Here is a 22928-nt window from a genome sequence, read left to right as displayed (position 1 = left end):
AGACGCAGCCGCCATCCGGCAATTTTCCTGATGGCGCTACGCTTATCAGGCCTACGTTCACCAGCCATCACTCCGCCAGAAACAGCTCCAGCAGCGAATTCAAGAACAGCTTACCGTGTTGGGTAATTTGCCAGTACTCATCGCATTCACTCAGGTAGCCCTGGGAAATAGCCTCATCGATCTGTCGACGAATAACGTCTTCGGTAAGACCGGTATATTGCGTGAATTCCGCGCGAGGCGCGGCTTCCAGCAGCCGGAAACGATTCATGAAGAACTCGAACGGCTTATCGGCTCCGGCGACATCGCGCTGGCTTTCGAGATAACGCCCTTGCATATACCCACGCGGATGCCGTGTTTTGGTGGTGCGCAGGATTCGTCCGTCAGGGAATGTGATCTTACCGTGTGCGCCGCAGCCAATGCCAAGATAGTCGCCAAAACGCCAGTAGTTAAGGTTGTGCTGACATTGATAACCCGGTCTGGCGTAGGCTGAGGTTTCGTACTGCTGATATCCCGCGGCGGTGAGTAGCTGGTGGCCTTGCTCAAAAATATCCCACAGCGCGTCATCGTCCGGTAAAACCGGCGGTCGGGAACCGAACAGCGTGTTGGGTTCGATGGTCAACTGATACCAGGAAAGATGCGGTGGGTTGAGCGCGATGGCCTGCTGTAAATCACCCAGCGCCTCTTCCAGCGTCTGATCCGGCAAACCATGCATCAGGTCGAGGTTAAAGCTGCGTAGCCCCAGACCGCTCGCCAGGTGTGCTGCTCGTTTGGCTTCTTCCGGCCCGTGAATACGTCCCAGACGTTCGAGTTTGGCGGAGCTAAAACTCTGTACGCCAATCGAGATACGGTTGACGCCAGCGCGTTGATAATCCACAAAGCGATCGGCTTCCACCGTCCCGGGATTCGCCTCCATCGTGATTTCTGCATCTTCGGCCAGATTCAGCCGTGCTCGCACGCCGTCGAGCAGCGTTTGCATCGCCGGGCCAGAAAGCAGGCTCGGCGTGCCACCACCGATAAAAATCGTCTTTACTTCACGGCCCTGGGCATGGGCCACCTCAGTATCCAGATCGCTCAGCAGATGCTGCACATAGTCGTCATGAGGGACTTCGCCCTTTAGCGCATGCGAGTTGAAGTCGCAGTACGGGCATTTCTGCACGCACCACGGGATGTGAATATAAAGACTTAGCGGCGGAAGCTTAACCATTACGCAGGGCATCCAGCAGCAGCTTTAGCGCCTGTCCGCGGTGAGAAATTGCACTCTTTTCTTCACGGGTCAGTTCGGCTGCGGTTTTCCCTTCAGACGGCACAAAGAAGATCGGGTCGTAGCCAAAACCACCGTTTCCGGCAGGTTCACGGGTAATCACGCCCGGCCAGCTTCCGTGGCAAACAACAGGCGTTGGATCGTCTGCATGGCGCATATACACCAGCACGCAGTGGAACTGCGCCTGGCGCTTGTCATCAGGAATATCCTGCAGGGTGTGAAGCAGTTTTTCCAGATTCTGCTGATCGGTCGCATCTTCGCCGGAATAGCGGGCTGAATAGATACCCGGCGCGCCGCCAAGGGCATTTACTGCCAGACCTGAGTCATCAGCAATGGCCGGTAAGCCGGTAATTTGCGCGGCATGACGCGCCTTCAGAATGGCGTTCTCAATAAACGTCAGCCCGGTCTCGTCTGCAGAATCAACACCCAGTTCCGTTTGGGCAACAACATCAAGACCGAAATCACTCAGAAGAGAGGCGAGTTCACGCACTTTACCGGCATTGCCGGTCGCGAGGACAACTTTTTGCATGGGATACCTAATCAGTTAACGCCGCAATTTCGGGCGGGATCTGTTGCGGATGAATGATTTTAACCTGTTTGTGACGTCCAAGCTCGCCCTTCTCAATGACGACCTGGCTTTTTGCCACACGGAACTGTTTGCCGAGAAACTTCACCAGATGGCTATTGGCCTGGCCATCAACCGGTGGGGCGGTAATGGCGACTTTAACTTCGTCGCCATGTAAACCCACAATACTGTCACGGCTGGCTTTAGGCTGAATGTAGAGCCGTAAAACCAGACCGTCGTCGCAGGGTGTAACGGCACTCATAGCGCCATCCACAGCCCCGGCAGCAGCATGTTGCCTGTCGCCTGCAACACTTCCGCGATGCCCATGTTAATAACGTAGAGCAGCAGAACCAGAATCATTGGGGAGAAATCGATCCCGCCCATGCCTGGAAGTATGCGACGGATAGGACGCAGCAGCGGATCTGCCAGTTGAATCAGCACGTACTCTACAGGACTGCGGCCCTGGCTGACCCAGCTCATAATTGCCATCACCAGCAGCACCCAGAAAATCAACAGCCCGATAGTCTTCAGGACAATCAGTACGGCGGCGATCCAGATGATCGGCTGGAACGTGACCACCTTAAACAGCACGATTGCTTTGATAAAGCTGAGAACGAGCGCAACTAATGCCGATGCGCTGTCGATCGGCCCCATCGGGGGAATAATGCGGCGTAACGGCCCAATGATGGGCTGAGTGATTTTCACTATAAACTGCGAGAACGGGTTGTAAAAATCGCAGCGAGACCATTGCATCCACACGCGCAGCAGCAGCGCCATGGTATACAGCTCAATTACCGTTGAGAGCAGGAAGGTCAACGTATTCATGGTGTTCCTTAGTTTTCCTTATTTTTTAGTGTAATCACGAGCACCAAAAATGGCAGTGCCAATGCGCACCATCGTGCTACCCGCCGCGATGGCGGCATCCATATCATCAGACATTCCCAGTGAGAGAGTGTCGATGCCTGGGTAGCGTGTTTTCAACCCGGCAAATGCTACCGCCATTTGCTGTGCAACTTCAAACTGCCTTACATAATCTGACTCTGGAGCCGGAATCGCCATCAGACCACGCAGGGTAATGCGCGGTAGTGCAGCGACTTCAGCGGCCAGTGCATCAAGCTCTGCCAGCGGAATTCCTGACTTACTGTTCTCATCGCTGATATTAATTTGGATCAGTACATTGAGCGGCGGCAGTTCCGCCGGGCGCTGTTCGCTCAGACGGGCAGCGATACGCAGACGGTCGATCGTATGGCACCAGTCAAAGTGCTCAGCGACCAGACGACTTTTGTTGGACTGCAGCGGGCCGATAAAGTGCCACTGCAGATCGTTGACGCCTTTTTCCTGGAAGTAGCGGATTTTATCCACCCCTTCCTGCACATAGTTTTCACCGAAGGCACGCTGCCCTGCGGTAATGGCTTCTTCGATGGCGCTCGCAGGTTTGGTTTTACTGACTGCAAGCAACGTAACTTCTTCTGAAGACCGCCCGCAACGCGTCGCGGCGGCTGAGATTTTGTCCCGGACATGTGCCAGGTTATGCGCGATATCGTTCATTTTCCGAGGATGTTCATATGAATATGGAAGAAATAGTGGCCCTTAGTGTAAAGCATAACGTGTCGGATCTACACCTGTGCAATGCATGGCCTGCGCGCTGGCGCATACGTGGAAAAGTCGAAATCGCACCCTTTACTACGCCTGACGTGGAGAATCTGCTGATGTGCTGGCTCAGTGAGCAACAACAGGTACAGTGGCGGGAACAGGGGCAGGTAGATTTTGCTATTGCGCTGGCAGGTTCCCGGCGGCTGCGCGCCAGTGCTTTTGTTCATCAACAGGGAACCTCACTGGCGCTAAGATTGCTCCCGCTTGATTGTCCATGTTTAGACGATCTCCAGACCCCTGACGTCATACCTGAACTGCTGCGCAGTGAAAATGGGTTAATTCTGGTGACAGGCGCTACCGGTAGCGGTAAATCAACGACCCTGGCGGCGATGGTAGAGTACCTTAATCAGCATGTTGCGGGGCATATTCTGACGCTGGAAGACCCGATTGAATATCGCTACACCAGCCAGCGTTGTCTTATTCAACAACGGGAGGTGGGCGTACACTGCGCTTCTTTTGCCGCCGGTTTACGCGGCGCGCTGCGTGAAGATCCCGACGTCATTTTGCTGGGCGAACTGCGCGACGCGGAAACCATTCGTCTGGCATTAACGGCAGCGGAAACCGGGCATCTGGTGCTGGCAACGTTACATACGCGAGGGGCGGCACAGGCTATCGCGCGGCTGGTGGACACCTTTTCGGCAACAGAGAAAGAGCCGGTGCGTAACCAGTTAGCAGACAGCCTGCGGGCGGTACTTTCGCAAAAGCTGGAGGAAGATAAGCTGGGAGGACGCGTGGCGCTATTTGAGCTGCTCGTCAACACGCCAGCCGTGGGCAATTTGATTCGTGAAGGGAAAACGCATCAGCTGCTCGGCGTAATTCAAACCGGGCAACAGACAGGTATGCAGACATTTGCACAAAGTCAGCAGCAGCGTCAGGCGCAGGGACGGATTTAGAAACCCTGCTCGAAATAGCTTTCGAGGATGACCACGGCAGAAGCGGAATCTACTTTGCCTTTATTCAACGCCCGGTATCCGCCTTGTTCGAACAGGCCGGAGCGGGCCTCGACGGTGCTCAAGCGTTCATCGTGCAGCGTTACGGTTACGCCAAAGCGACCGTGAATACGGTTAGCGAACTTACGCGCGCGCGCGGTAAGGGGCTGTTCTGTGCCATCCATGTTGAGTGGTAGGCCGACAATGATTTCATCCGGCTGCCATTCTTTCAGCAGGCGTTCAATCAAACTCCAGTCTGGCGTACCGTCCTGCGCCTTAATGGCGGGCAACGGTCTGGCCGTACCGGTAATGCGCTGACCAACAGCAACACCAATACTTTTCGTACCAAAATCAAAAGAGAGTAATGTTCCGCTCATCAGGCATGTCCCGCCACGCCAGGCATAGTCTGAATATCTATCCCGATAAGCTTCGCCGCATCGCGCCAGCGGTCGGCAATCGGCGTTTTGAATAAGATGTTGAGGTCTGCGGGCGCCGTGAGCCAGGCGTTATCCAGTAACTCTTGTTCCAGTTGACCTTTTTCCCATGATGAATAACCCAGCGCAACCAGCACTTCGGACGGTTGTTCTTGTGTGCCCAGGGTTTCTAGTACATCGCGGGAGGTTGTGATGATGGTGTTATCTGAGATGCGAATACTGGAGGCAAAGCGTGACGGTGGAGTGTGGAGAATAAATCCACGGTCTTCCGCCAGCGGGCCGCCGAGCATCACTGGTTTATCCAGACGAATGGCCGGATCGCGTTCTTCTGGGGTAATCTTCAGCTTTTCCAGAATCCCTTCAATTTGTAAGTTTTCCAGAGGCTTATTAACGATAATCCCCATTGCTCCGTTCTCATTATGTTCACAGATGTACACCACGGAACGGCGGAAAATCGGATCCTGGAGAGCAGGCATGGCAATCAGAAAGTGATGCTGTAAATTCATTGTCAGAGGTTCTGTTTCCTGGTTCAAAAAAGCAACAGAGCCCAGTATGTGGGCAAAGCTCGAAGATGTCACCCTCTGAAGATAGCATTGCCGGATGACGGCTTTGCCTAATCCGGTCTGCGGGGTGCAATTTCAGGCCGGATAAGACGCGATGGCGTCGCTATCCGGCAACGTATTTACTTCTGCAAACGCGCCTCAATGGCATCCATCAGCATACCGGTAATCGAAACCGGGAACTCCGCTTCGATTTCACGAATACAGGTTGGGCTGGTAACGTTAATTTCCGTCAGACGATCGCCAATGATATCCAGACCGACAAAAATCAAACCTTTCGCTTTCAGCGTTGGCCCAATGCGACGTGCAATTTCCCAGTCGCTGTCGGTCAATGGACGCGGCTCACCACGACCGCCAGCGGCCAGGTTACCACGGGTTTCGCCGCCCTGCGGAATACGCGCCAGGCAATAAGGAACGGGTTCGCCATCGACCACCAGGACGCGTTTATCGCCATCTTTAATTGCTGGCAGATAGTTCTGCGCCATGCAGTAGCGGGTACCGTGCTCGGTCAGCGTTTCAGCAATGACGCCAAGGTTCGGGTCGCCTTCCTTCACACGGAAAATAGATGCGCCGCCCATACCATCCAGCGGTTTGAGAATGATGTCGCTGTGTTTTTGCCAGAAGGCTTTCAGCTGCGCTTTGTTACGCGTGACCAGCGTTTCCGGCGTCAGGTCGGCAAACCATGCGGTGAACAGCTTTTCGTTGCAGTCGCGCAGGCTCTGCGGTTTGTTGACGATCAGCGTCCCTTTTTCTTCTGCACGTTCCAGAATATAGGTAGCGTAGATGAACTCGGTATCAAACGGCGGATCCTTACGCATCAGAATAACGTCCAGGTCTGCCAGCGGGAGATCCTGCTCGCTCTTGAACTCATACCATTTGTCGTAGTTCTGCTCTACGCTCAGGGTACGCGTATGGGCGCGGGCTTCACCGTTGATCAGATAAAGATCGGCCATCTCCATATAATGAATTTCGTAACCGCGACGTTGCGCTTCCAGCAGCATAGCGAAGCTGGAATCTTTCTTGATGTTGATGCTTGCGATGGGATCCATCACGATGCCGAGCTTGATCATTTTCTTCTCCGTTTATGCCTTAGCCCAGATCGCCAAAACGCACCTGTAGCGCAGTAATGGCGGTGAGCGCGGTTGTCTCAGTACGCAGAACGCGAGGTCCTAACAGAATATCAGTAAACTGATAACGTGCGGTCATGGCAATTTCATCTGCCGACAACCCGCCTTCCGGGCCAATCAGCAAGCGGATGCGCTCCACCGGCAGCGGCAGCGTATTGATGCTGGCGCTGGCGCGCGGATGCAGGTTCAGTTTCAGACCTTCGTCCTGTTCCGCGCACCATGCTTCCAAATCCATTGCCGGGCGAATTTCGGGAACCCGGTTTCGACCGCACTGTTCGCAGGCGGCAATGGCGATTTTCTGCCACTGCTGGAGCTTCTTGTTCAGGCGTTCACTGTCCAGTTTAACGCCGCAGCGCTCAGAAAAAAGTGGCGTAATGAGGCTTACACCCAGTTCGATCGATTTCTGGATAGTGAATTCCATTTTTTCACCGCGCGACATCACCTGACCCAGGTGGATGTGCAAGGGCGACTCACGATCGTCGAGTTCAGCGTTAAGTACCTTCACGTCCACGCTTTTTTTACTTGCGTGGGTGATTTCAGCGTCGAATACCTGATTGCTGCCATCAAACAGCTGTAGCGCCTGGCCCGGTCCCATACGCAGCACGCGGCCGATATGGTTGGCTGCATCTTCACACAGTGAAATTTGGCTGCCGGAAGTGATTGGCTCAGGGTGATAAATGCGAGGAATGCGCATAGTTAAACATCCGCGTCATGGCCCTGGGCTACGAAAGGCCAGGGCATGGTTAAAAATATTGACGCTAGTGTAGGTTAGCTCTTTTGCGCCTGGCAAGCGCGTTGCACATATGGGTTATGGTTCCCCTGTACCTTTGCAATGCGTTCGTCGCGCTCACACTCCCAGTCGGTGACCGGATATTGCTTATTCCAGGCGTTAAAAAGCTGAGTTTGCTGGCGGGAGAGCGTTAGAGAGTACTGGTCGCGCATGTAAAAATAGGTACGAGCAATGGCACCGCGGGCGCGGGCCGGCGGCTCGGCAACTTTCTCTTTGAAGTCGACCTTCATGGCGCATTGCCCATACTGACCCTCACCACCGTTCCACTGGCTGTACATGAAGTTAGCGCGATCGCCATTTACCTCACCCACCGCAGGTTGCAGGTTATGCATGTCGCTTTCCATTTTGCGATAGACCGGATCTTTGGCGCAGTTTTTACGCCCTCCGTCCTGCCAGCACTGACGCTGATGACCAAATTGCCAGGCGGGGACAACGTGCTCCCATTCAATTCGACTGGCGCGGTTTTCATTTTTTCGCACTTTATAGCCGCAGGATTCGAGGTCAACGACCCCTTTTTTGCCTTGCCAGTTAATTTTACAACCGCAGTAGAAATCGCCCGGTGCATCGGCGTTAACCTTGACGCCTGCTGCTTTTGCCTGAGAAAAACTGTTGATGCCTTCGGCTAAAACCGGGCCTGAAAACGCAGCGGCTAACATGGCCGCAGCAAAAGAAAAATGACGGTACATCACAAACTCCGTGTCAAAACGAGCCCGCAACGTAGCGAAAGTTATTCCAGTATGCAATCAGTTAGGTCAGAAAAGTTCCTGATAATTCTGAAGATTATTCTGCAACCAGCGGTTCGCCGCAGTGAACACAGCGGTAGGTGGCCTCACCGCGTACAACGCGGTTATGGCGGCGGACGGTCAGTTGGTGCTCCTGACACTTACAGCGGTAAGTAAAGGTCTTGCGCTGCACCGATTGCAGTTCAAACTGATGCGTGCGCCGGGCCGGTACGCCCAGAACGCTTTCCATCATCCATTTCCATTCTTTCCCGTGTGGCGGCACGCGCCCAAAGTGTTTCCACACCAGTAAATGCGCCAGTTCATGGGGCACAACTTCGTTAATGAATGCGTCGACGTTTTCCATCAGCAGGACGGGATTAAGGCGAATTTCATAGGTTTGTAGCCATGCGGTACCCGCGGCGGTGCCGCGCTGTTGGTAAACCAGCTTTGGCTCCGGATATTGGCGTTCGAGCTTGAGATTGGCCTGGGCGAGTTTTTCCCGCAGGCTACGCATAACGGCTTGTTGGATGGCGATAGGGAGACGGGAGGTTTTCATAACGCCAGAGGATAGTGCGACAGGGAAGGGACTGCAAGAGGAAGGCTTCCTCCGCTGGGGAGGAAGCCTTTGGTGATTAGTCGTGTGCGCCAATTTCGCGCAGTTTACGACCCTTCATCAGGTTACGCTCAATGTGTTCCAGAGAGACGTTTTTAGTTTCAGGGATCAGCCACAGAGTCAGGAAGATGAACAGTACGTTCAGGCCGCCGTAGACCCAGAAGGTGTTGGCGCTGCCTAGCGAGTTCAGCATCGTCAGGAAGGTTGCGCCGACGATCATGTTGGCAATCCAGTTGGTTGCAGTAGAGCAGGTGATGCCGAAATCGCGGCCTTTCAGCGGCTGGATTTCAGAGCACAGTACCCAAATCAGCGGACCGGCGCTCATGGCAAAGCCAACGATAAACATCAGCAGCATCAGTACTGCGAAGTATTGTGCGGATGCCGAGTGAATACCCACGTGCATCATTGTACCCAGCACGCCCATACCAACAGCCATCACGATAAAGCCAAGGATCAGCGTAGGCTTGCGGCCCCAACGGTCAACCAGGCCAATGGCGATAAAGGTTGCCAGCACGTTGGTCAGACCGACGATAACAGTCCCCCACATCTGCTCGGTGGTGTTGGTGTAGCCCGCCAGCTCAAAGATTTTCGGTGCGTAATACATGATGACGTTCATCCCGGTGAACTGCTGCATCACCTGTAACAGAACGCCAAGGAATACCGCGCGACGGAAGTTGCTGTTTTCTTTAAACAGCGCCCAGCCGCTCTGCTTCACCTGCAGACTTTCACGGATTTCATCCAGCTCGCGTTTGGCTTCTGCGCTGGTGTCACGCAGACGCAACAGGACGCGTTCAGCATCAACAAAACGACGTTTAGCTGCAAACCAACGTGGGCTGTCCGGCAGGAAGATAACGCCGACCAGAAGCAGCAGGGCAGGGATGATGATTACACCCAGCATCCAGCGCCATGCGCCGCTGTAGCTAAAGGCTGTATCGGAAAGATACGCGCCCAAAATACCGATGGTGATCATCAGCTGATACATGGAGATCATGCTGCCACGAATCTTTTCCGGGGCAATTTCAGACAGGTACAGCGGCGCGGTATAAGACGCAACGCCTACAGCCAGGCCGAGCAGCACGCGGGAAACCAGCAGGACTTCAACGTTTGGCGCAGCGGCGGAGAACAGTGAACCCGCAACAAACAAGATCGCACCGATCATCAGGCTTTTTTTGCGTCCCAGTTTGAAGGAGAGCCAACCGCTGCCGACAGCACCTACCGCCGCACCAAACATCATGGAGCTCACCACCCATTCCTGAGTGTGCGGGGTAATTTGAAACTCGTCGGTGATGAACGGTAAAGCACCGGCAATAACACCGATATCCAGGCCAAAAAGTAATCCAGCCAGGGCTGCCAGAAAGCAGACAAAAAATGTCATGGCTTTGTTGGAACGCCCCGTTTTTTTATTGTCAGGCATGATGCCCTCCGGTTGGGTAGCTAGTTTTGTTGATGTTAAGGGTAGGTGAGTACGGGGTAAAAAAATGCGAATCACATCACATTAGTGTAATCGCTTACACTGCCATTCATGCTGGTTATTGGTTAATTCATTGAAAGTTAACATTATTTATTGGGATTAAATAATGTTGGTCGTCTGAATTTAAGACAATGATGAAAGATAATGTAACAGTGATGCAAGTGTGCTGGCTAAGAGATGTTAATTCAAGGTAGAGGGAAATATGGTGTGATGTAATCGCTTTCATTTTCATTTAAAGCAATAGTAATCATCGCGGTTTGGTGATGGATGTGGGAGAGGAAATAGGTATAAAAAAAGACCAGCGCGAGGCTGGTCTTCATAAGCGTTAAGTCTGGTTTAAATTACTTCAGACCGGCAGCGTCGCGCAGCAACTGTGCTTTGTCGGTTTTTTCCCATGGGAAATGTTCGCGACCAAAGTGACCGTAAGCAGCGGTTTCTTTGTAAATCGGGTGCAGCAGATCCAGCATCTGAATCAGGCCATACGGGCGCAGGTCGAAGAACTCACGTACCAGCAGGGTCAACTGCTCTGAAGGCACTTTTTCAGTACCGAACGTTTCCACCATGATAGATGTCGGTTCTGCCACGCCGATTGCGTAGGAAACCTGAATCTCACAACGGTCAGCCAGGCCTGCGGCAACGATGTTTTTCGCTACGTAACGGGCTGCATAGGCTGCGGAACGGTCAACTTTAGACGGATCTTTACCAGAGAATGCACCGCCGCCGTGACGCGCCATGCCGCCGTAGGTATCAACGATGATTTTACGACCGGTCAGACCGCAGTCGCCCATCGGGCCGCCGATAACGAAACGACCAGTTGGGTTGATGAAGAATTTGGTCGAAGCGGTCAGCCATTCAGTCGGCAGTACCGGCTTGATGATCTCTTCCATAACGGCTTCTTGCAGCGATTTCTGGTCGATATCTTCAGAGTGCTGAGTAGACAGAACAACCGCATCAATACCGACGATTTTGCCGTCGTCATACTGGAAGGTTACCTGGCTTTTGGCATCCGGACGCAGCCAGGATAAGGTGCCGTTTTTACGCACTTCAGCCTGACGCTGCACCAGACGGTGAGCATAGGTAATAGGTGCTGGCATCAGCACGTCGGTTTCGTTGGTTGCATAACCAAACATCAGGCCCTGGTCGCCTGCGCCCTGTTCCAGCGGATCGGCACGGTCAACACCTTGGTTGATGTCCGGAGACTGTTTACCAATCGCGCTCAGTACCGCGCAAGAGTTGGCGTCAAAGCCCATGTCGGAATGCACATAGCCAATTTCGCGAACCGTGTTACGGGTGATCTCTTCGATATCAACCCATGCGCTGGTGGTGATCTCACCGCCAACTAAAACCATACCGGTTTTGACGTAGGTTTCGCAGGCAACGCGTGCTTTTGGATCCTGTTCCAGGATTGCATCCAGCACAGCATCAGAGATTTGGTCAGCGATTTTGTCAGGATGCCCTTCTGATACGGACTCGGACGTAAAAAGGTGTTTTGCCATATTTAATTTCACCTAAGGAGAATTTGGTTAGCTCAAACTGTCGAGTGGAATAGCCATGTGTAGAAGATTCTACCATGAGTCTGCAGATGACGGACACTGGCAGTCTGAGTGTTAATCGGTATAGATGGATTAACATCTGGACGGCTATTTTAGGACAGTTCTTCGCCTGATTTCCAGCTTTTTTTGATTGAGGTCGCATTGTACTGAAAATGTAACTGGAAATTTTTCCTGACGGTGCTGGCAATGTTCATATTTATCTTTTGCTTTTTGACTTTCTTATCGGTATAAAACGCGGCGCGCGGCTCATATCCGTCATACTTCAAGTTGCATGTGCGTTGGCTTCCTCGCTCGCCCCAGTCACTTACTCATGTAAGCTCCCGGGGACTCTCTGCGTTGCCGCCTTCCCGCAACTCGAATTATTTAGGATAGACAAAAGCACACGACGTTTTCATCGTGTTGCCACTTCCAGCCGGGTTAAAACTTTAGCTTTGGCTTGTGGGTTCGTTCCGTAAGGAGCAACCGTGGAGGTGATACGAGATAATGAACCGTTGTATTCTGCAGAATCTGTCGCACCGTTCTGGTGTACATATGTCCCCCGCAATCTGCATCTCTGCTTTGCATACCTGTCGATGTTATATACACAAAATCATTTATGCTGCGTCGAGGCGGCAAGTGAATGAGTCCCCTGAACGTACGAGTAGTACGTGACTGGGGCGAATGAGCGTAGCCAACAAAGAGGCTGCATGAAAGATGAAGTGTATACCCATCTCGGCGTATCTCAGGACTCAAGAGCCGGTAACGGTCACTAAGAACTGAACAAGGGCGCTCTTGGTAAACAAGAGTTTTCTCGTGGTTTCGCCGAACCGTCAGCATTAAGTTCGGTTACGTGTTTACATTGATATGAAAAAGAAACCGGTCGCACAGTCGGAGCGTCAGCACTATCTGCTGCAAATTCTGCCTGTATTTGGGTTGTTATCGCGTCTTCGGATTGCGATAGTAGTCAACTGTTTTACACTTGTTAATAAAATTGAGGTTCGCTATGTCTGACGACATTTCTTTGGGTTCGCCTTCGTCAGCAGGCGAACACGGTGTACTACGCTCCATGCAGGAGGTTGCAATGAGTTCCCAGGAAGCCAGCAAGATGCTGCGTACTTACAATATTGCCTGGTGGGGTAATAACTACTACGACGTCAATGAACTGGGTCACATCAGCGTGTGCCCGGATCCGGACGTACCCGAAGCGCGCGTTGACCTTGCTGAGTTGGTGAAAGCCCGTGAAGCGCAGGGCCAGCGTTTGCCTGCATTGTTCTGCTTCCCGCAGATCCTGCAACACCGTCTGCGTTCGATTAACGCCGCGTTTAAACGTGCCCGTGAATCTTACGGTTACAACGGTGACTATTTCCTCGTTTACCCGATCAAGGTCAACCAGCACCGCCGCGTGATTGAATCGCTGATCCACTCCGGCGAACCGCTGGGGCTGGAAGCGGGTTCCAAAGCTGAACTGATGGCCGTTCTGGCTCATGCCGGAATGACCCGTAGCGTGATCGTGTGTAACGGTTATAAAGACCGCGAATATATCCGTCTGGCGCTGATTGGCGAGAAGATGGGCCATAAGGTCTATCTGGTCATCGAGAAGATGTCTGAAATTGCAATCGTGCTGGATGAAGCTGAACGCCTGAATGTCGTTCCGCGTCTGGGTGTGCGTGCGCGTCTGGCGTCGCAGGGCTCTGGCAAGTGGCAGTCCTCCGGCGGGGAAAAATCAAAATTCGGCCTGGCGGCAAACCAGGTGCTGCAGCTGGTCGAAATTCTGCGCGAGCGCGGTCGTCTGGACAGCATTCAGTTGCTGCACTTCCACCTTGGCTCGCAGATGGCGAACATTCGTGATATTGCCACCGGCGTACGTGAATCGGCGCGTTTCTACGTTGAGCTGCACAAGCTTGGCGTCAATATCCAGTGCTTCGACGTGGGCGGTGGTCTGGGCGTGGATTACGAAGGTACCCGTTCGCAGTCTGACTGTTCCGTAAACTACGGCCTGAACGAATACGCCAACAACATCATCTGGGCAATTGGCGACGCCTGTGAAGAACACGGTCTGCCGCATCCGACGGTAATCACCGAGTCTGGCCGCGCGGTTACCGCGCACCATACCGTGCTGGTATCTAACATTATCGGCGTTGAGCGTAGTGAACACACAGAAGCAACGCCTCCGGCTGACGATGCGCCGCGTGCTCTGCAAAGCATGTGGGAAACCTGGCAAGAAATGCATGAACCGGGAACTCGCCGTTCGCTGCGTGAATGGCTGCACGACAGCCAGATGGATCTGCACGATATTCACGTTGGTTACTCTTCAGGTACTTTTAGCCTGCAAGAGCGCGCGTGGGCTGAGCAGCTTTATCTGAACATGTGCCATGAAGTGCAGAAACAACTCGACCCGAGCAACCGCGCGCATCGCCCGATTATCGACGAGCTGCAGGAGCGTATGGCGGATAAGATTTACGTCAACTTCTCGCTGTTCCAGTCGATGCCGGATGCGTGGGGGATCGATCAGCTGTTCCCGGTAATGCCGCTGGAAGGACTGAATCAGGTACCTGAGCGCCGCGCGGTGCTGTTGGATATCACCTGTGACTCTGATGGCGCTATCGACCACTACGTTGACGGTGATGGCATTGCGACCACCATGCCGATGCCGGAATATGACCCGGAGAACCCGCCGATGCTGGGCTTCTTTATGGTGGGGGCGTACCAGGAGATCCTCGGCAACATGCACAACCTGTTTGGTGATACCGAAGCGGTTGACGTGTTCGTCTTCCCTGACGGCAGCGTAGAAGTTGAGCTGTCCGACGAAGGGGATACCGTGGCGGATATGTTGCAGTACGTGCAGTTGGATCCGAACACCTTGCTGACGCAGTTCCGTGACCAGGTGAAAAACACCGATCTGGATACCGAGCTGCAGCAACAGTTCCTCGAAGAGTTTGAGGCCGGTCTGTACGGATACACCTATCTGGAAGATGAGTAACGATAAATGCCTGCTGGCGCTACGCTTACCGGGCCTACGAAAGTAGGCCGGATAAAGCGAAGCCGCATTTGTGGCACTTACTTGAATCCGTACAAAATAACGGCGATAATTTGCCGTAAATATGCAGTTACCAAATCAATCCCTTCCTCGTCGGGCTTAACGACGCGGAGGGGATTTTTTTTCATCGATTTTTAAAGAGGTCAGTACATGAGCACCTTAGGTCATCAATACGACAACTCCCTGGTTTCTAACGCCTTTGGTTTTTTACGTCTGCCGATGAACTTCATGCCATACGACAGCGACGCCGATTGGGTGATCACCGGCGTACCGTTTGATATGGCAACGTCTGGTCGTGCGGGCGGGCGTCATGGTCCGGCGGCGATCCGTCAGGTTTCCACTAACCTGGCGTGGGAGCATAACCGCTTCCCGTGGAACTTCGATATGCGCGAGCGCCTGAACGTGGTGGACTGCGGCGATCTGGTTTATGCCTTCGGTGATGCGCGTGAAATGAGTGAAAAACTGCAGGCTCATGCTGAGAAGCTGCTTTCTGCCGGTAAGCGCATGCTCTCTTTCGGCGGCGACCACTTCGTCACGCTGCCGCTGTTGCGCGCACACGCTAAGCATTTTGGTAAAATGGCGCTGGTGCATTTTGATGCCCACACCGATACCTACGCGAACGGCTGCGAATTCGACCACGGCACCATGTTCTACACTGCGCCGAACGAAGGTCTGATCGATCCGAATCACTCTGTGCAGATTGGTATTCGTACCGAATTCGACAAAGACAACGGCTTTACCGTGCTGGATGCCTGCCAGGTGAACGATCGCAGCGTGGATGACATCATCGCCCAGGTTAAGCAGATCGTCGGCGATATGCCGGTGTACCTGACCTTTGATATCGACTGCCTGGATCCAGCATTTGCGCCGGGTACCGGTACGCCAGTGATCGGCGGTCTGACGTCTGACCGCGCGATCAAGCTGGTACGTGGTCTGAAAGATCTGAACATCGTCGGGATGGACGTCGTTGAAGTGGCTCCGGCCTACGATCAGTCTGAGATCACCGCGCTGGCGGCGGCTACGCTGGCTCTGGAAATGCTGTATATTCAGGCGGCGAAGAAAGGCGAATAAGTTGTTTTGCCGGATGTCGCTAACGCTTATCCGGCCTACAGCTGGTTGATGTTTGTAGGCCGGATAAGGCGTTCACGCCGCATCCGGCACGATTAACGGTTATTTGATCCCGTCTGCGCTCATGCGATCGCGAATATGTTGCGCACGTTCTGCGGATGCCGGGTGATCGTCAAACATTGAGCTTTGACGTCCAGCTTCCAGTTTGGCCAGTTTCTCAAAGCTGGTGGCTAAACCTGCCGGATTGATCCCGCGTTTGCGCAACAAATCATACGAGTAATCATCCGCCTCGGATTCCTGACGCTGGGAGAACTGCGAGTTCACCAGTTTCTCGCCAAGATCGCCCAGTTGCGACTGCGACAGGCTGCCGACAATGCCGCCAGCGGATGCCGCCGCTGCACGTACGGCGTTGGTACCCAGCGCAACCTGCATACCTTTTTTCACGTGACCCAGCGCGACGTGGCCCATTTCATGGCCGATCACCGCTTCGACTTCGTTGTCGGTCATCATATCCATCAGGCCGCTGTACACGCGGATACAGCCGTTTGCCATGGCAAAGGCATTCACATCTTTCGCCATATAGACTTTGTAGTTCACCGGCTGGCCGTTAATGTTATCGCCAAGCGCGGCGGATATTTTGCCAAGACGCGTTGCGTACTCGCTGCTGGCCGGGGCGATAGTAGCCTTGCTGTCCATATCTTTACAGGCCTGATCGCTTAGCGCTTTTACCTGAGCATCGCTCAGACTGTAGGCCTGAAAAGCCTCCGCGCCAGAAGAAAGCAGTCCGTTGGAGTCCATGTTCTGGCAACCGGTCAATGCCGCAGCCATGCTCGTAGCAAGCAGTAAAGCGCGAATTTTCATTTTTTCTCTTCCGCACAAAGTCAGGATTATTCTAAAAATTACGTCGTTTGCAGGTGAACCGACGCTCGGCCTAAGTATAAAGAAAAGAACAATACGCGGGCGAGAAGATTGCGCAACTTGCGCGCATGATCCAGAGATTTCTGAAGCGGCAAAAGGATGCTCCATGTACATGACACGCGGCTTGGGTTACATTGTTGGCACTTTTTTCCGGCGTAGCCCAAAACGCGCTGTCGTCAAGTCGTTAAGGGCTCAGCCTTCATTATCCGATCTGGAGTCAAAATGTCCTCACGTAAAGAGCTTGCCAATGCTATTCGTGCGCTGAGCATGGACGCAGTACAGAAAGCCAAATCCGGTCACCCGGGTGCCCCGATGGGTATGGCTGACATTGCCGAAGTCCTGTGGCGTGATTTCCTGAACCACAACCCGACTAACCCGTCCTGGGCTGACCGTGACCGCTTCGTGCTGTCCAACGGCCACGGCTCCATGCTGATTTATAGCCTGCTGCACCTCACCGGCTACGATCTGCCGATGTCCGAGCTGCAGAACTTCCGTCAGCTGCACTCCAAAACTCCGGGTCACCCGGAAGTGGGTTACACCGCGGGTGTTGAAACCACTACAGGTCCTCTGGGTCAGGGCATTGCGAATGCAGTGGGTATGGCTATCGCTGAAAAAACGCTGGCGGCGCAGTTTAACCGTCCAGGTCACGACATCGTTGACCACTTCACCTATGCTTTCATGGGCGACGGCTGCATGATGGAAGGTATCTCTCACGAGGTATGTTCCCTGGCTGGTACGCTGAAGCTGGGTAAACTGGTTGCGTTCTACGATGACAACGGCATCTCTATCGATGGTCATGTTGAAGGCTGGTTCACCGATGACACCGCGAAGCGTTTTGAAGCTTACGGCTGGCATGTGGTTCGTGGTGTTGATGGCCACGATGCTGACGCGATTAAGCGCGCAGTAGAAGAAGCACGCGCAGTGACCGACAAACCGTCCCTGCTGATGTGCAAAACCATCATCGGTTTCGGTTCTCCGAACAAAGCGGGTACTCACGACTCTCACGGTGCACCGCTGGGCGATGCAGAAATCGCACTGACCCGTGAACAGCTGGGCTGGAAATACGCGCCGTTCGAAATCCCGTCTGAAATCTACGCGCAGTGGGATGCGAAAGAAGCCGGTCAGGCAAAAGAAGCTGCATGGAACGAGAAGTTCGCTGCTTATGCGAAAGCCTACCCGCAGGAAGCGGCTGAATTCACCCGTCGTATGAAAGGTGAAATGCCGTCTGACTTCGACGCCAAAGCGAACGAGTTCATTGCTAAGCTGCAGGCTAATCCGGCGAAAATCGCCAGCCGTAAAGCTTCTCAGAACGCGATTGAAGCCTTCGGTCCTCTGCTGCCTGAATTCCTCGGCGGCTCCGCTGACCTGGCACCGTCTAACCTGACGCTGTGGTCTGGTTCGAAAGCGATTAACGAAGATACTGCCGGTAACTACATCCATTACGGTGTGCGTGAATTCGGTATGACCGCTATCGCGAACGGTATCTCCCTGCACGGTGGTTTCCTGCCGTACACCTCCACCTTCCTGATGTTTGTGGAATATGCCCGTAACGCGGTGCGTATGGCTGCGCTGATGAAACAGCGTCAGGTCATGGTCTACACCCACGACTCCATCGGTCTGGGCGAAGACGGCCCGACTCACCAGCCGGTAGAGCAGGTTGCTTCTCTGCGTGTGACCCCGAACATGAGCACATGGCGTCCGTGTGACCAGGTTGAATCCGCCGTTGCGTGGAAATACGGTGTTGAGCGTCAGGACGGCCCGACCGCGCTGATCCTCTCCCGCCAGAACCTGGCACAGCAGGAGCGTACCGAAGAGCAACTGGCAAACATCGCTCGCGGTGGTTATGTGCTGAAAGACTGCGACGGTCAGCCGGAACTGATCTTCATCGCAACTGGTTCTGAAGTTGAGCTGGCTGTGGCTGCGTGGGACAAACTGACTGCCGAAGGCGTGAAGGCTCGCGTGGTTTCCATGCCGTCTACCGACGCGTTCGACAAGCAGGATGCCGCTTACCGTGAGTCTGTGCTGCCGAAAGCGGTTTCCGCTCGCGTTGCAGTGGAAGCAGGTATCGCGGACTACTGGTTCAAATACGTGGGTCTGAACGGCGCAATCGTCGGTATGACCACCTTTGGTGAGTCTGCTCCGGCAGAGCTGCTGTTTGAAGAGTTCGGCTTCACCGTAGACAACGTTGTCGCGAAAGCAAAAGAACTGCTGTAATTTCGATTACAGGTGAAAACGGGTCGCTCAGGCGGCCCGTTTTTTTTTGCTTTTCCGGAACGCGCCGCGCGTTGCGCAATCGCACGGCTCAGTCTGCTATCCAGACCGTCTGCGGCATCATTGAAGGGCTCCGGGACTCGGACCTCGCGCTGGTGATTAGATGCAGGTTAGGGGGCTTTCTGATTTAAATCAGGGTGTGTAACACGACAATGAAATAATTTTGCTACGGTTATTCGTCATTCTGGAATATGGAATAAATTTAGCGTTGAAGGGCGTTAAAATGTGACGCAAGTCAGATAACTGTGTTCTGTTGCTGGACAATCATTCCTTTTATTCCGCGTTTCGCTTATTCTAGCTGAAGCGTTTCAGTCGATTAAATGTTCGACAATTAACCAATTAGTCGCAGTTTGCGACAGGTAAGGTTTCCCTGAGCGATTTGCTGCATTACTCTGTCTGCCACATCGTTTCTGAGAAATCCTTGCAGGAGACCTATGACCGTACGCGTAGCGATTAATGGTTTCGGTCGCATCGGACGCAACGTGGTTCGTGCTTTGTATGAATCCGGGCGTCGGGCGGAAATCACCGTGGTGGCAATCAACGAACTTGCGGATGCTGCAGGCATGGCGCATTTGTTGAAATATGACACCAGCCATGGACGTTTTGCCTGGGATGTTCGTCAGGAACGTGACCAGCTCATCGTTGGCGATGACGCTATCCGCATTCTGCATGAGCGAACACTTGATGCACTTCCATGGCGCGAACTGGGTGTCGACATCGTGCTGGATTGTACGGGGGTCTTCGGCAATCGCGAACACGGCGAGGCGCATATTGCCGCTGGTGCAAAAAAAGTGCTCTTTTCACATCCTGGTAGTCACGACATCGACGCAACCGTTGTGTATGGCGTTAATCAGGATCAGCTGCGCGCTGAGCACCGGATCGTTTCCAACGCTTCCTGCACCACGAATTGCATAATACCCGTCATTAAATTGCTGGATGATGCTTACGGCATTGAGTCTGGTACCGTCACCACGATCCACTCCGCGATGCACGATCAGCAGGTTATTGATGCTTATCATCCTGACCTGCGTCGCACGCGAGCGGCCAGCCAGTCGATTATTCCGGTTGATACCAAACTGGCGGCGGGCATCACGCGAATTTTTCCGCAGTTTAACGATCGTTTTGAAGCGATAGCGGTGCGTGTACCAACCATAAATGTGACGGCGATCGACTTAAGCGTGACGGTGAAAAAACCAGTAAAAGCCAGTGAAGTCAACCAGTTGCTGCAAAAAGCAGCACAAGGTGCATTTCATGGTATAGTTGACTATACGGAATTACCGTTGGTCTCTGTAGATTTTAACCACGACCCGCACAGTGCCATCGTTGATGGTACGCAAACGCGTGTGAGTGGCGCTCACCTGATCAAAACGCTGGTCTGGTGTGATAATGAATGGGGCTTTGCTAACCGTATGCTCGACACTACGTTAGCGATGGCTGCTATTGGTTTCAGGCTCGACGCTTGAGCGTCGACAAAACTTTATGAATCAACGAGAGGATTCACCATGTCTGTAATTAAGATGACCGATCTGGATCTGGCTGGTAAACGCGTTTTTATCCGTGCGGACCTGAACGTACCAGTTAAAGAAGGGAAAGTAACCAGCGATGCGCGTATCCGTGCTTCTCTGCCGACCATCGAACTGGCCCTGAAACAGGGTGCGAAAGTGATGGTAACTTCCCACCTGGGTCGTCCTACCGAAGGCGAGTACAACGAAGAATTCTCTCTGCTGCCGGTTGTTAACTACCTGAAAGACAAACTGTCTGCTCCGGTTCGCCTGGTAAAAGATTACCTGGACGGCGTTGAAGTCGCTGCCGGTGAACTGGTGGTTCTGGAAAACGTTCGCTTCAACAAAGGCGAGAAGAAAGACGACGAAGCACTGTCCAAAAAATATGCTGCGCTGTGCGACGTATTCGTAATGGATGCTTTCGGTACAGCTCACCGTGCACAGGCTTCTACTCACGGTATCGGTAAATTCGCTGATGTAGCTTGCGCAGGCCCGCTGCTGGCTGCTGAGCTGGATGCGCTGGGTAAAGCACTGAAAGAACCTGCTCGTCCGATGGTTGCTATCGTTGGCGGTTCTAAAGTTTCCACCAAACTGACCGTTCTGGATTCTCTGTCAAAAATCGCTGACCAACTGATCGTTGGCGGTGGTATCGCGAACACCTTCGTTGCCGCTCAAGGCCACAACGTGGGTAAATCCCTGTACGAAGCTGACCTGGTTGACGAAGCTAAGCGTCTGCTGACCACTTGCGACATCCCGGTCCCGACTGACGTTCGCGTAGCGACTGAATTCTCTGAAACTGCACCGGCTACTCTGAAGTCCGTAAGCGATGTGAAAGAAGACGAGCAGATCCTGGACATCGGCGACGCTTCTGCACAGCAGCTGGCTGACATCCTGAAAAATGCGAAAACCATTCTGTGGAACGGCCCGGTTGGCGTGTTCGAATTCCCGAACTTCCGCAAAGGTACTGAAATCGTTGCTAACGCTATCGCAGACAGCGAAGCGTTCTCTATCGCAGGCGGCGGTGACACCCTGGCAGCAATCGACCTGTTCGGCATTGCTGACAAAATCTCCTACATCTCCACTGGCGGCGGCGCTTTCCTCGAATTCGTGGAAGGTAAAGTATTGCCAGCAGTAGCGATGCTCGAAGAGCGCGCTAAAAAGTAAGCATTTAATGGGCAGGGAAACCTGCCCAATTATTAGCGCGCTTTAGAGCGCGCGCCCTTTCCAAGGCCGAAGATACAGGATTCGTAATATGTCTAAAATTTTTGATTTCGTAAAACCAGGCGTAATCACTGGTGATGACGTACAGAAAGTTTTCCAGGTAGCAAAAGAAAACAACTTTGCTCTGCCAGCTGTTAACTGCGTGGGTACCGACTCCATCAACGCCGTTCTGGAAACCGCTGCAAAAGTTAAAGCGCCGGTAATCGTACAGTTCTCCAACGGTGGTGCTTCTTTCATCGCGGGTAAAGGCGTGAAGTCTGACGTTCCTCAGGGCGCTGCAATCCTGGGTGCTATCTCTGGCGCGCATCACGTTCACCAGATGGCTGAACACTACGGTGTTCCGGTTATCCTGCACACTGACCACTGCGCGAAGAAACTGCTGCCGTGGATCGACGGTCTGCTGGACGCGGGTGAAAAACACTTCGCAGCAACCGGCAAACCGCTGTTCTCTTCTCACATGATCGACCTGTCTGAAGAGTCTCTGGAAGAGAACATCGAAATCTGCTCCAAATACCTGGCGCGCATGTCCAAAATGGGCATGACCCTGGAAATCGAACTGGGTTGCACCGGTGGCGAAGAAGACGGCGTGGACAACAGCCACATGGACGCTTCTGCACTGTACACCCAGCCGGAAGACGTTGATTACGCATACACCGAGCTGAGCAAAATCAGCCCGCGTTTCACCATCGCAGCTTCCTTCGGTAACGTTCACGGCGTTTACAAGCCGGGTAACGTTGTTCTGACCCCGACCATCCTGCGCGACTCTCAGGACTATGTTTCTAAGAAACATAACCTGCCGCACAACAGCCTGAACTTCGTCTTCCACGGCGGTTCCGGTTCTACTGCTCAGGAAATCAAAGACTCCGTAAGCTACGGCGTAGTGAAAATGAACATCGACACCGATACCCAATGGGCTACCTGGGAAGGCGTTCTGAACTACTACAAAGCGAACGAAGCTTACCTGCAGGGCCAGCTGGGCAACCCGAAAGGCGAAGATCAGCCGAACAAGAAATACTACGATCCGCGCGTATGGCTGCGTGCTGGTCAGGCAACCATGATCACCCGTCTGGAACAGGCTTTCAAAGAACTGAACGCGGTTGACGTTCTGTAATTTACGCCGTTCTACGTGACATGAGGCCCGCAAATGCGGGCCTTTTTTATTGCCATTTCAATATGCTGCTGGCAGAGAATTCTGTGATCTGTTTGGCAAAATCCAGGTTTATTGTTTACCCTTGTCAGATTGCCAGTCCCGTT

Annotated in this window: 22 protein-coding genes and 1 pseudogene; 9 read left to right on the top strand and 14 right to left on the bottom strand. The window is 53.3% G+C overall.

Features of this window, described 5'->3' with window-relative positions:
- Positions 1-67: 67 nt before the first annotated feature.
- The 5 genes from hemW to OGY08_RS07800 are packed head-to-tail and all read right to left on the bottom strand — an operon-like array spanning position 68 to position 3374.
- Positions 68-1204: a radical SAM family heme chaperone HemW gene (gene hemW, locus OGY08_RS07820; protein ID WP_125363301.1), complete on the bottom strand. Its 1137-nt coding sequence runs from the start codon at positions 1202-1204 to the stop codon at positions 68-70.
- The gene (locus OGY08_RS07815) at positions 1197-1790 is read right to left on the bottom strand and encodes an XTP/dITP diphosphatase (RefSeq protein ID WP_003825414.1); all 594 of its coding nucleotides are present in this window, start codon (positions 1788-1790) and stop codon (positions 1197-1199) included. Before OGY08_RS07815 ends, hemW begins: the two co-directional genes overlap by 8 nt.
- 7 nt (positions 1791-1797) lie before the next feature.
- Positions 1798-2088 carry a DUF167 family protein YggU gene (gene yggU / locus OGY08_RS07810; protein ID WP_003027101.1) on the bottom strand — a complete coding sequence of 97 codons (291 nt, stop codon included), beginning with the start codon at positions 2086-2088 and terminating at the stop codon, positions 1798-1800.
- Entirely contained in the window at positions 2085-2651 is a 567-nt protein-coding gene (locus OGY08_RS07805; protein ID WP_003825417.1) for a YggT family protein, read from the bottom strand. Before OGY08_RS07805 ends, yggU begins: the two co-directional genes overlap by 4 nt.
- An 18-nt stretch (positions 2652-2669) precedes the next feature.
- Positions 2670-3374 (bottom strand): YggS family pyridoxal phosphate-dependent enzyme, encoded by a 705-nt coding sequence (locus tag OGY08_RS07800; RefSeq protein ID WP_057067562.1) that lies wholly within the window; start codon positions 3372-3374, stop codon positions 2670-2672.
- Between the two features lie 17 nt (positions 3375-3391).
- Here OGY08_RS07800 and OGY08_RS07795 point away from each other — a divergent pair, with 17 nt between their 5' ends.
- Positions 3392-4372, top strand: a complete 981-nt coding sequence (locus tag OGY08_RS07795) for a type IV pilus twitching motility protein PilT (protein ID WP_125363300.1) — start codon at positions 3392-3394, stop codon at positions 4370-4372.
- Here the strand turns inward: OGY08_RS07795 and ruvX are convergent.
- The 8 genes from ruvX to metK form a co-directional block, all read right to left on the bottom strand.
- The gene (ruvX, locus tag OGY08_RS07790) at positions 4369-4785 is read right to left on the bottom strand and encodes a Holliday junction resolvase RuvX (RefSeq protein WP_125363299.1); all 417 of its coding nucleotides are present in this window, start codon (positions 4783-4785) and stop codon (positions 4369-4371) included. The two genes, OGY08_RS07795 and ruvX, sit on opposite strands and share 4 nt — an antisense overlap.
- The gene (locus OGY08_RS07785; protein ID WP_003027086.1) at positions 4785-5348 is read right to left on the bottom strand and encodes a YqgE/AlgH family protein; all 564 of its coding nucleotides are present in this window, start codon (positions 5346-5348) and stop codon (positions 4785-4787) included. Before OGY08_RS07785 ends, ruvX begins: the two co-directional genes overlap by 1 nt.
- Positions 5349-5524: 176 nt before the next feature.
- A complete protein-coding gene (gshB, locus tag OGY08_RS07780) occupies positions 5525-6472 on the bottom strand; it encodes a glutathione synthase (protein ID WP_003027083.1) in 948 nt (315 codons plus the stop codon).
- A gap of 19 nt (positions 6473-6491) precedes the next feature.
- Positions 6492-7223 (bottom strand): 16S rRNA (uracil(1498)-N(3))-methyltransferase, encoded by a 732-nt coding sequence (gene rsmE, locus OGY08_RS07775; protein ID WP_008785768.1) that lies wholly within the window; start codon positions 7221-7223, stop codon positions 6492-6494.
- Between the two features lie 74 nt (positions 7224-7297).
- Positions 7298-8005 (bottom strand): deoxyribonuclease I, encoded by a 708-nt coding sequence (gene endA / locus OGY08_RS07770; RefSeq protein ID WP_125363298.1) that lies wholly within the window; start codon positions 8003-8005, stop codon positions 7298-7300.
- Between the two features lie 94 nt (positions 8006-8099).
- Positions 8100-8597 (bottom strand): SprT family zinc-dependent metalloprotease, encoded by a 498-nt coding sequence (locus OGY08_RS07765; protein ID WP_003825440.1) that lies wholly within the window; start codon positions 8595-8597, stop codon positions 8100-8102.
- Between the two features lie 76 nt (positions 8598-8673).
- Positions 8674-10068: a galactose/proton symporter gene (gene galP, locus OGY08_RS07760; protein WP_008785766.1), complete on the bottom strand. Its 1395-nt coding sequence runs from the start codon at positions 10066-10068 to the stop codon at positions 8674-8676.
- A 398-nt stretch (positions 10069-10466) separates the two neighbouring features.
- Positions 10467-11621, bottom strand: a complete 1155-nt coding sequence (gene metK, locus OGY08_RS07755; protein WP_020996311.1) for a methionine adenosyltransferase — start codon at positions 11619-11621, stop codon at positions 10467-10469.
- Positions 11622-12161: 540 nt separating this feature from the next.
- Between metK and yqgG the strand changes: the two are divergent.
- The 4 genes and pseudogenes from yqgG to speB form a co-directional block, all read left to right on the top strand.
- A pseudogene (gene yqgG, locus OGY08_RS07750) lies at positions 12162-12263 on the top strand (small protein YqgG); the annotation flags it as partial.
- A gap of 258 nt (positions 12264-12521) precedes the next feature.
- Positions 12522-12668, top strand: a complete 147-nt coding sequence (gene yqgB, locus OGY08_RS07745; protein WP_071692618.1) for an acid stress response protein YqgB — start codon at positions 12522-12524, stop codon at positions 12666-12668.
- The gene (gene speA / locus OGY08_RS07740; protein ID WP_071692619.1) at positions 12661-14637 is read left to right on the top strand and encodes a biosynthetic arginine decarboxylase; all 1977 of its coding nucleotides are present in this window, start codon (positions 12661-12663) and stop codon (positions 14635-14637) included. Before yqgB ends, speA begins: the two co-directional genes overlap by 8 nt.
- 207 nt (positions 14638-14844) lie before the next feature.
- A complete protein-coding gene (gene speB / locus OGY08_RS07735) occupies positions 14845-15765 on the top strand; it encodes an agmatinase (RefSeq protein WP_003027056.1) in 921 nt (306 codons plus the stop codon).
- A 99-nt stretch (positions 15766-15864) separates the two neighbouring features.
- On the opposite strand, the gene loiP is transcribed toward speB, so the two are convergent.
- On the bottom strand, positions 15865-16623 hold the full coding sequence (gene loiP / locus OGY08_RS07730) for a metalloprotease LoiP (protein ID WP_032944921.1): 759 nt from the start codon (positions 16621-16623) through the stop codon (positions 15865-15867).
- A 279-nt stretch (positions 16624-16902) separates the two neighbouring features.
- Here loiP and tkt point away from each other — a divergent pair, with 279 nt between their 5' ends.
- The 4 genes from tkt (at position 16903) to fbaA (ending at position 22785) form a co-directional block, all read left to right on the top strand.
- Complete coding sequence (gene tkt / locus OGY08_RS07725) at positions 16903-18894, top strand: transketolase (protein ID WP_003825453.1); 1992 nt, start codon at positions 16903-16905, stop codon at positions 18892-18894.
- Positions 18895-19385: 491 nt separating this feature from the next.
- On the top strand, positions 19386-20414 hold the full coding sequence (gene epd / locus OGY08_RS07720) for an erythrose-4-phosphate dehydrogenase (protein ID WP_008785759.1): 1029 nt from the start codon (positions 19386-19388) through the stop codon (positions 20412-20414).
- Between the two features lie 39 nt (positions 20415-20453).
- Complete coding sequence (gene pgk / locus OGY08_RS07715; RefSeq protein WP_003027032.1) at positions 20454-21617, top strand: phosphoglycerate kinase; 1164 nt, start codon at positions 20454-20456, stop codon at positions 21615-21617.
- An 88-nt stretch (positions 21618-21705) separates the two neighbouring features.
- Positions 21706-22785 (top strand): class II fructose-bisphosphate aldolase, encoded by a 1080-nt coding sequence (fbaA, locus tag OGY08_RS07710; RefSeq protein ID WP_003027029.1) that lies wholly within the window; start codon positions 21706-21708, stop codon positions 22783-22785.
- Positions 22786-22928 lie beyond the last annotated feature (143 nt).

Origin of the sequence: Citrobacter sp. Cpo069, assembly GCF_030332785.1 — a bacterium.
Classification (GTDB): Bacteria; Pseudomonadota; Gammaproteobacteria; order Enterobacterales; family Enterobacteriaceae; genus Citrobacter; species Citrobacter portucalensis.
The sequence above is the reverse complement of the archived record's forward strand: the minus strand, read 5'-3'. Positions and strand labels throughout refer to the sequence as shown.

Excerpts from the sequence above, each read along its gene's own strand:
- OGY08_RS07805 (WP_003825417.1), bottom strand. The coding sequence starts at position 2,651 with ATGAATACGTTGACCTTCCTGCTCTCAACGGTAATTGAGCTGTATACC.
- gshB (WP_003027083.1), bottom strand. The coding sequence starts at position 6,472 with ATGATCAAGCTCGGCATCGTGATGGATCCCATCGCAAGCATCAACATC.
- metK (WP_020996311.1), bottom strand. The coding sequence starts at position 11,621 with ATGGCAAAACACCTTTTTACGTCCGAGTCCGTATCAGAAGGGCATCCT.
- fbaA (WP_003027029.1), top strand. The coding sequence starts at position 21,706 with ATGTCTAAAATTTTTGATTTCGTAAAACCAGGCGTAATCACTGGTGAT.
- ruvX (WP_125363299.1), bottom strand. The coding sequence starts at position 4,785 with ATGAGCGGAACATTACTCTCTTTTGATTTTGGTACGAAAAGTATTGGT.
- OGY08_RS07815 (WP_003825414.1), bottom strand. The coding sequence starts at position 1,790 with ATGCAAAAAGTTGTCCTCGCGACCGGCAATGCCGGTAAAGTGCGTGAA.
- yggU (WP_003027101.1), bottom strand. The coding sequence starts at position 2,088 with ATGAGTGCCGTTACACCCTGCGACGACGGTCTGGTTTTACGGCTCTAC.
- tkt (WP_003825453.1), top strand. The coding sequence starts at position 16,903 with ATGTCCTCACGTAAAGAGCTTGCCAATGCTATTCGTGCGCTGAGCATG.
- speB (WP_003027056.1), top strand. The coding sequence starts at position 14,845 with ATGAGCACCTTAGGTCATCAATACGACAACTCCCTGGTTTCTAACGCC.
- OGY08_RS07765 (WP_003825440.1), bottom strand. The coding sequence starts at position 8,597 with ATGAAAACCTCCCGTCTCCCTATCGCCATCCAACAAGCCGTTATGCGT.
- galP (WP_008785766.1), bottom strand. The coding sequence starts at position 10,068 with ATGCCTGACAATAAAAAAACGGGGCGTTCCAACAAAGCCATGACATTT.
- endA (WP_125363298.1), bottom strand. The coding sequence starts at position 8,005 with ATGTACCGTCATTTTTCTTTTGCTGCGGCCATGTTAGCCGCTGCGTTT.
- OGY08_RS07800 (WP_057067562.1), bottom strand. The coding sequence starts at position 3,374 with ATGAACGATATCGCGCATAACCTGGCACATGTCCGGGACAAAATCTCA.
- yqgB (WP_071692618.1), top strand. The coding sequence starts at position 12,522 with ATGAAAAAGAAACCGGTCGCACAGTCGGAGCGTCAGCACTATCTGCTG.
- speA (WP_071692619.1), top strand. The coding sequence starts at position 12,661 with ATGTCTGACGACATTTCTTTGGGTTCGCCTTCGTCAGCAGGCGAACAC.
- loiP (WP_032944921.1), bottom strand. The coding sequence starts at position 16,623 with ATGAAAATTCGCGCTTTACTGCTTGCTACGAGCATGGCTGCGGCATTG.
- rsmE (WP_008785768.1), bottom strand. The coding sequence starts at position 7,223 with ATGCGCATTCCTCGCATTTATCACCCTGAGCCAATCACTTCCGGCAGC.
- OGY08_RS07795 (WP_125363300.1), top strand. The coding sequence starts at position 3,392 with ATGAATATGGAAGAAATAGTGGCCCTTAGTGTAAAGCATAACGTGTCG.
- epd (WP_008785759.1), top strand. The coding sequence starts at position 19,386 with ATGACCGTACGCGTAGCGATTAATGGTTTCGGTCGCATCGGACGCAAC.
- OGY08_RS07785 (WP_003027086.1), bottom strand. The coding sequence starts at position 5,348 with ATGAATTTACAGCATCACTTTCTGATTGCCATGCCTGCTCTCCAGGAT.
- pgk (WP_003027032.1), top strand. The coding sequence starts at position 20,454 with ATGTCTGTAATTAAGATGACCGATCTGGATCTGGCTGGTAAACGCGTT.
- hemW (WP_125363301.1), bottom strand. The coding sequence starts at position 1,204 with ATGGTTAAGCTTCCGCCGCTAAGTCTTTATATTCACATCCCGTGGTGC.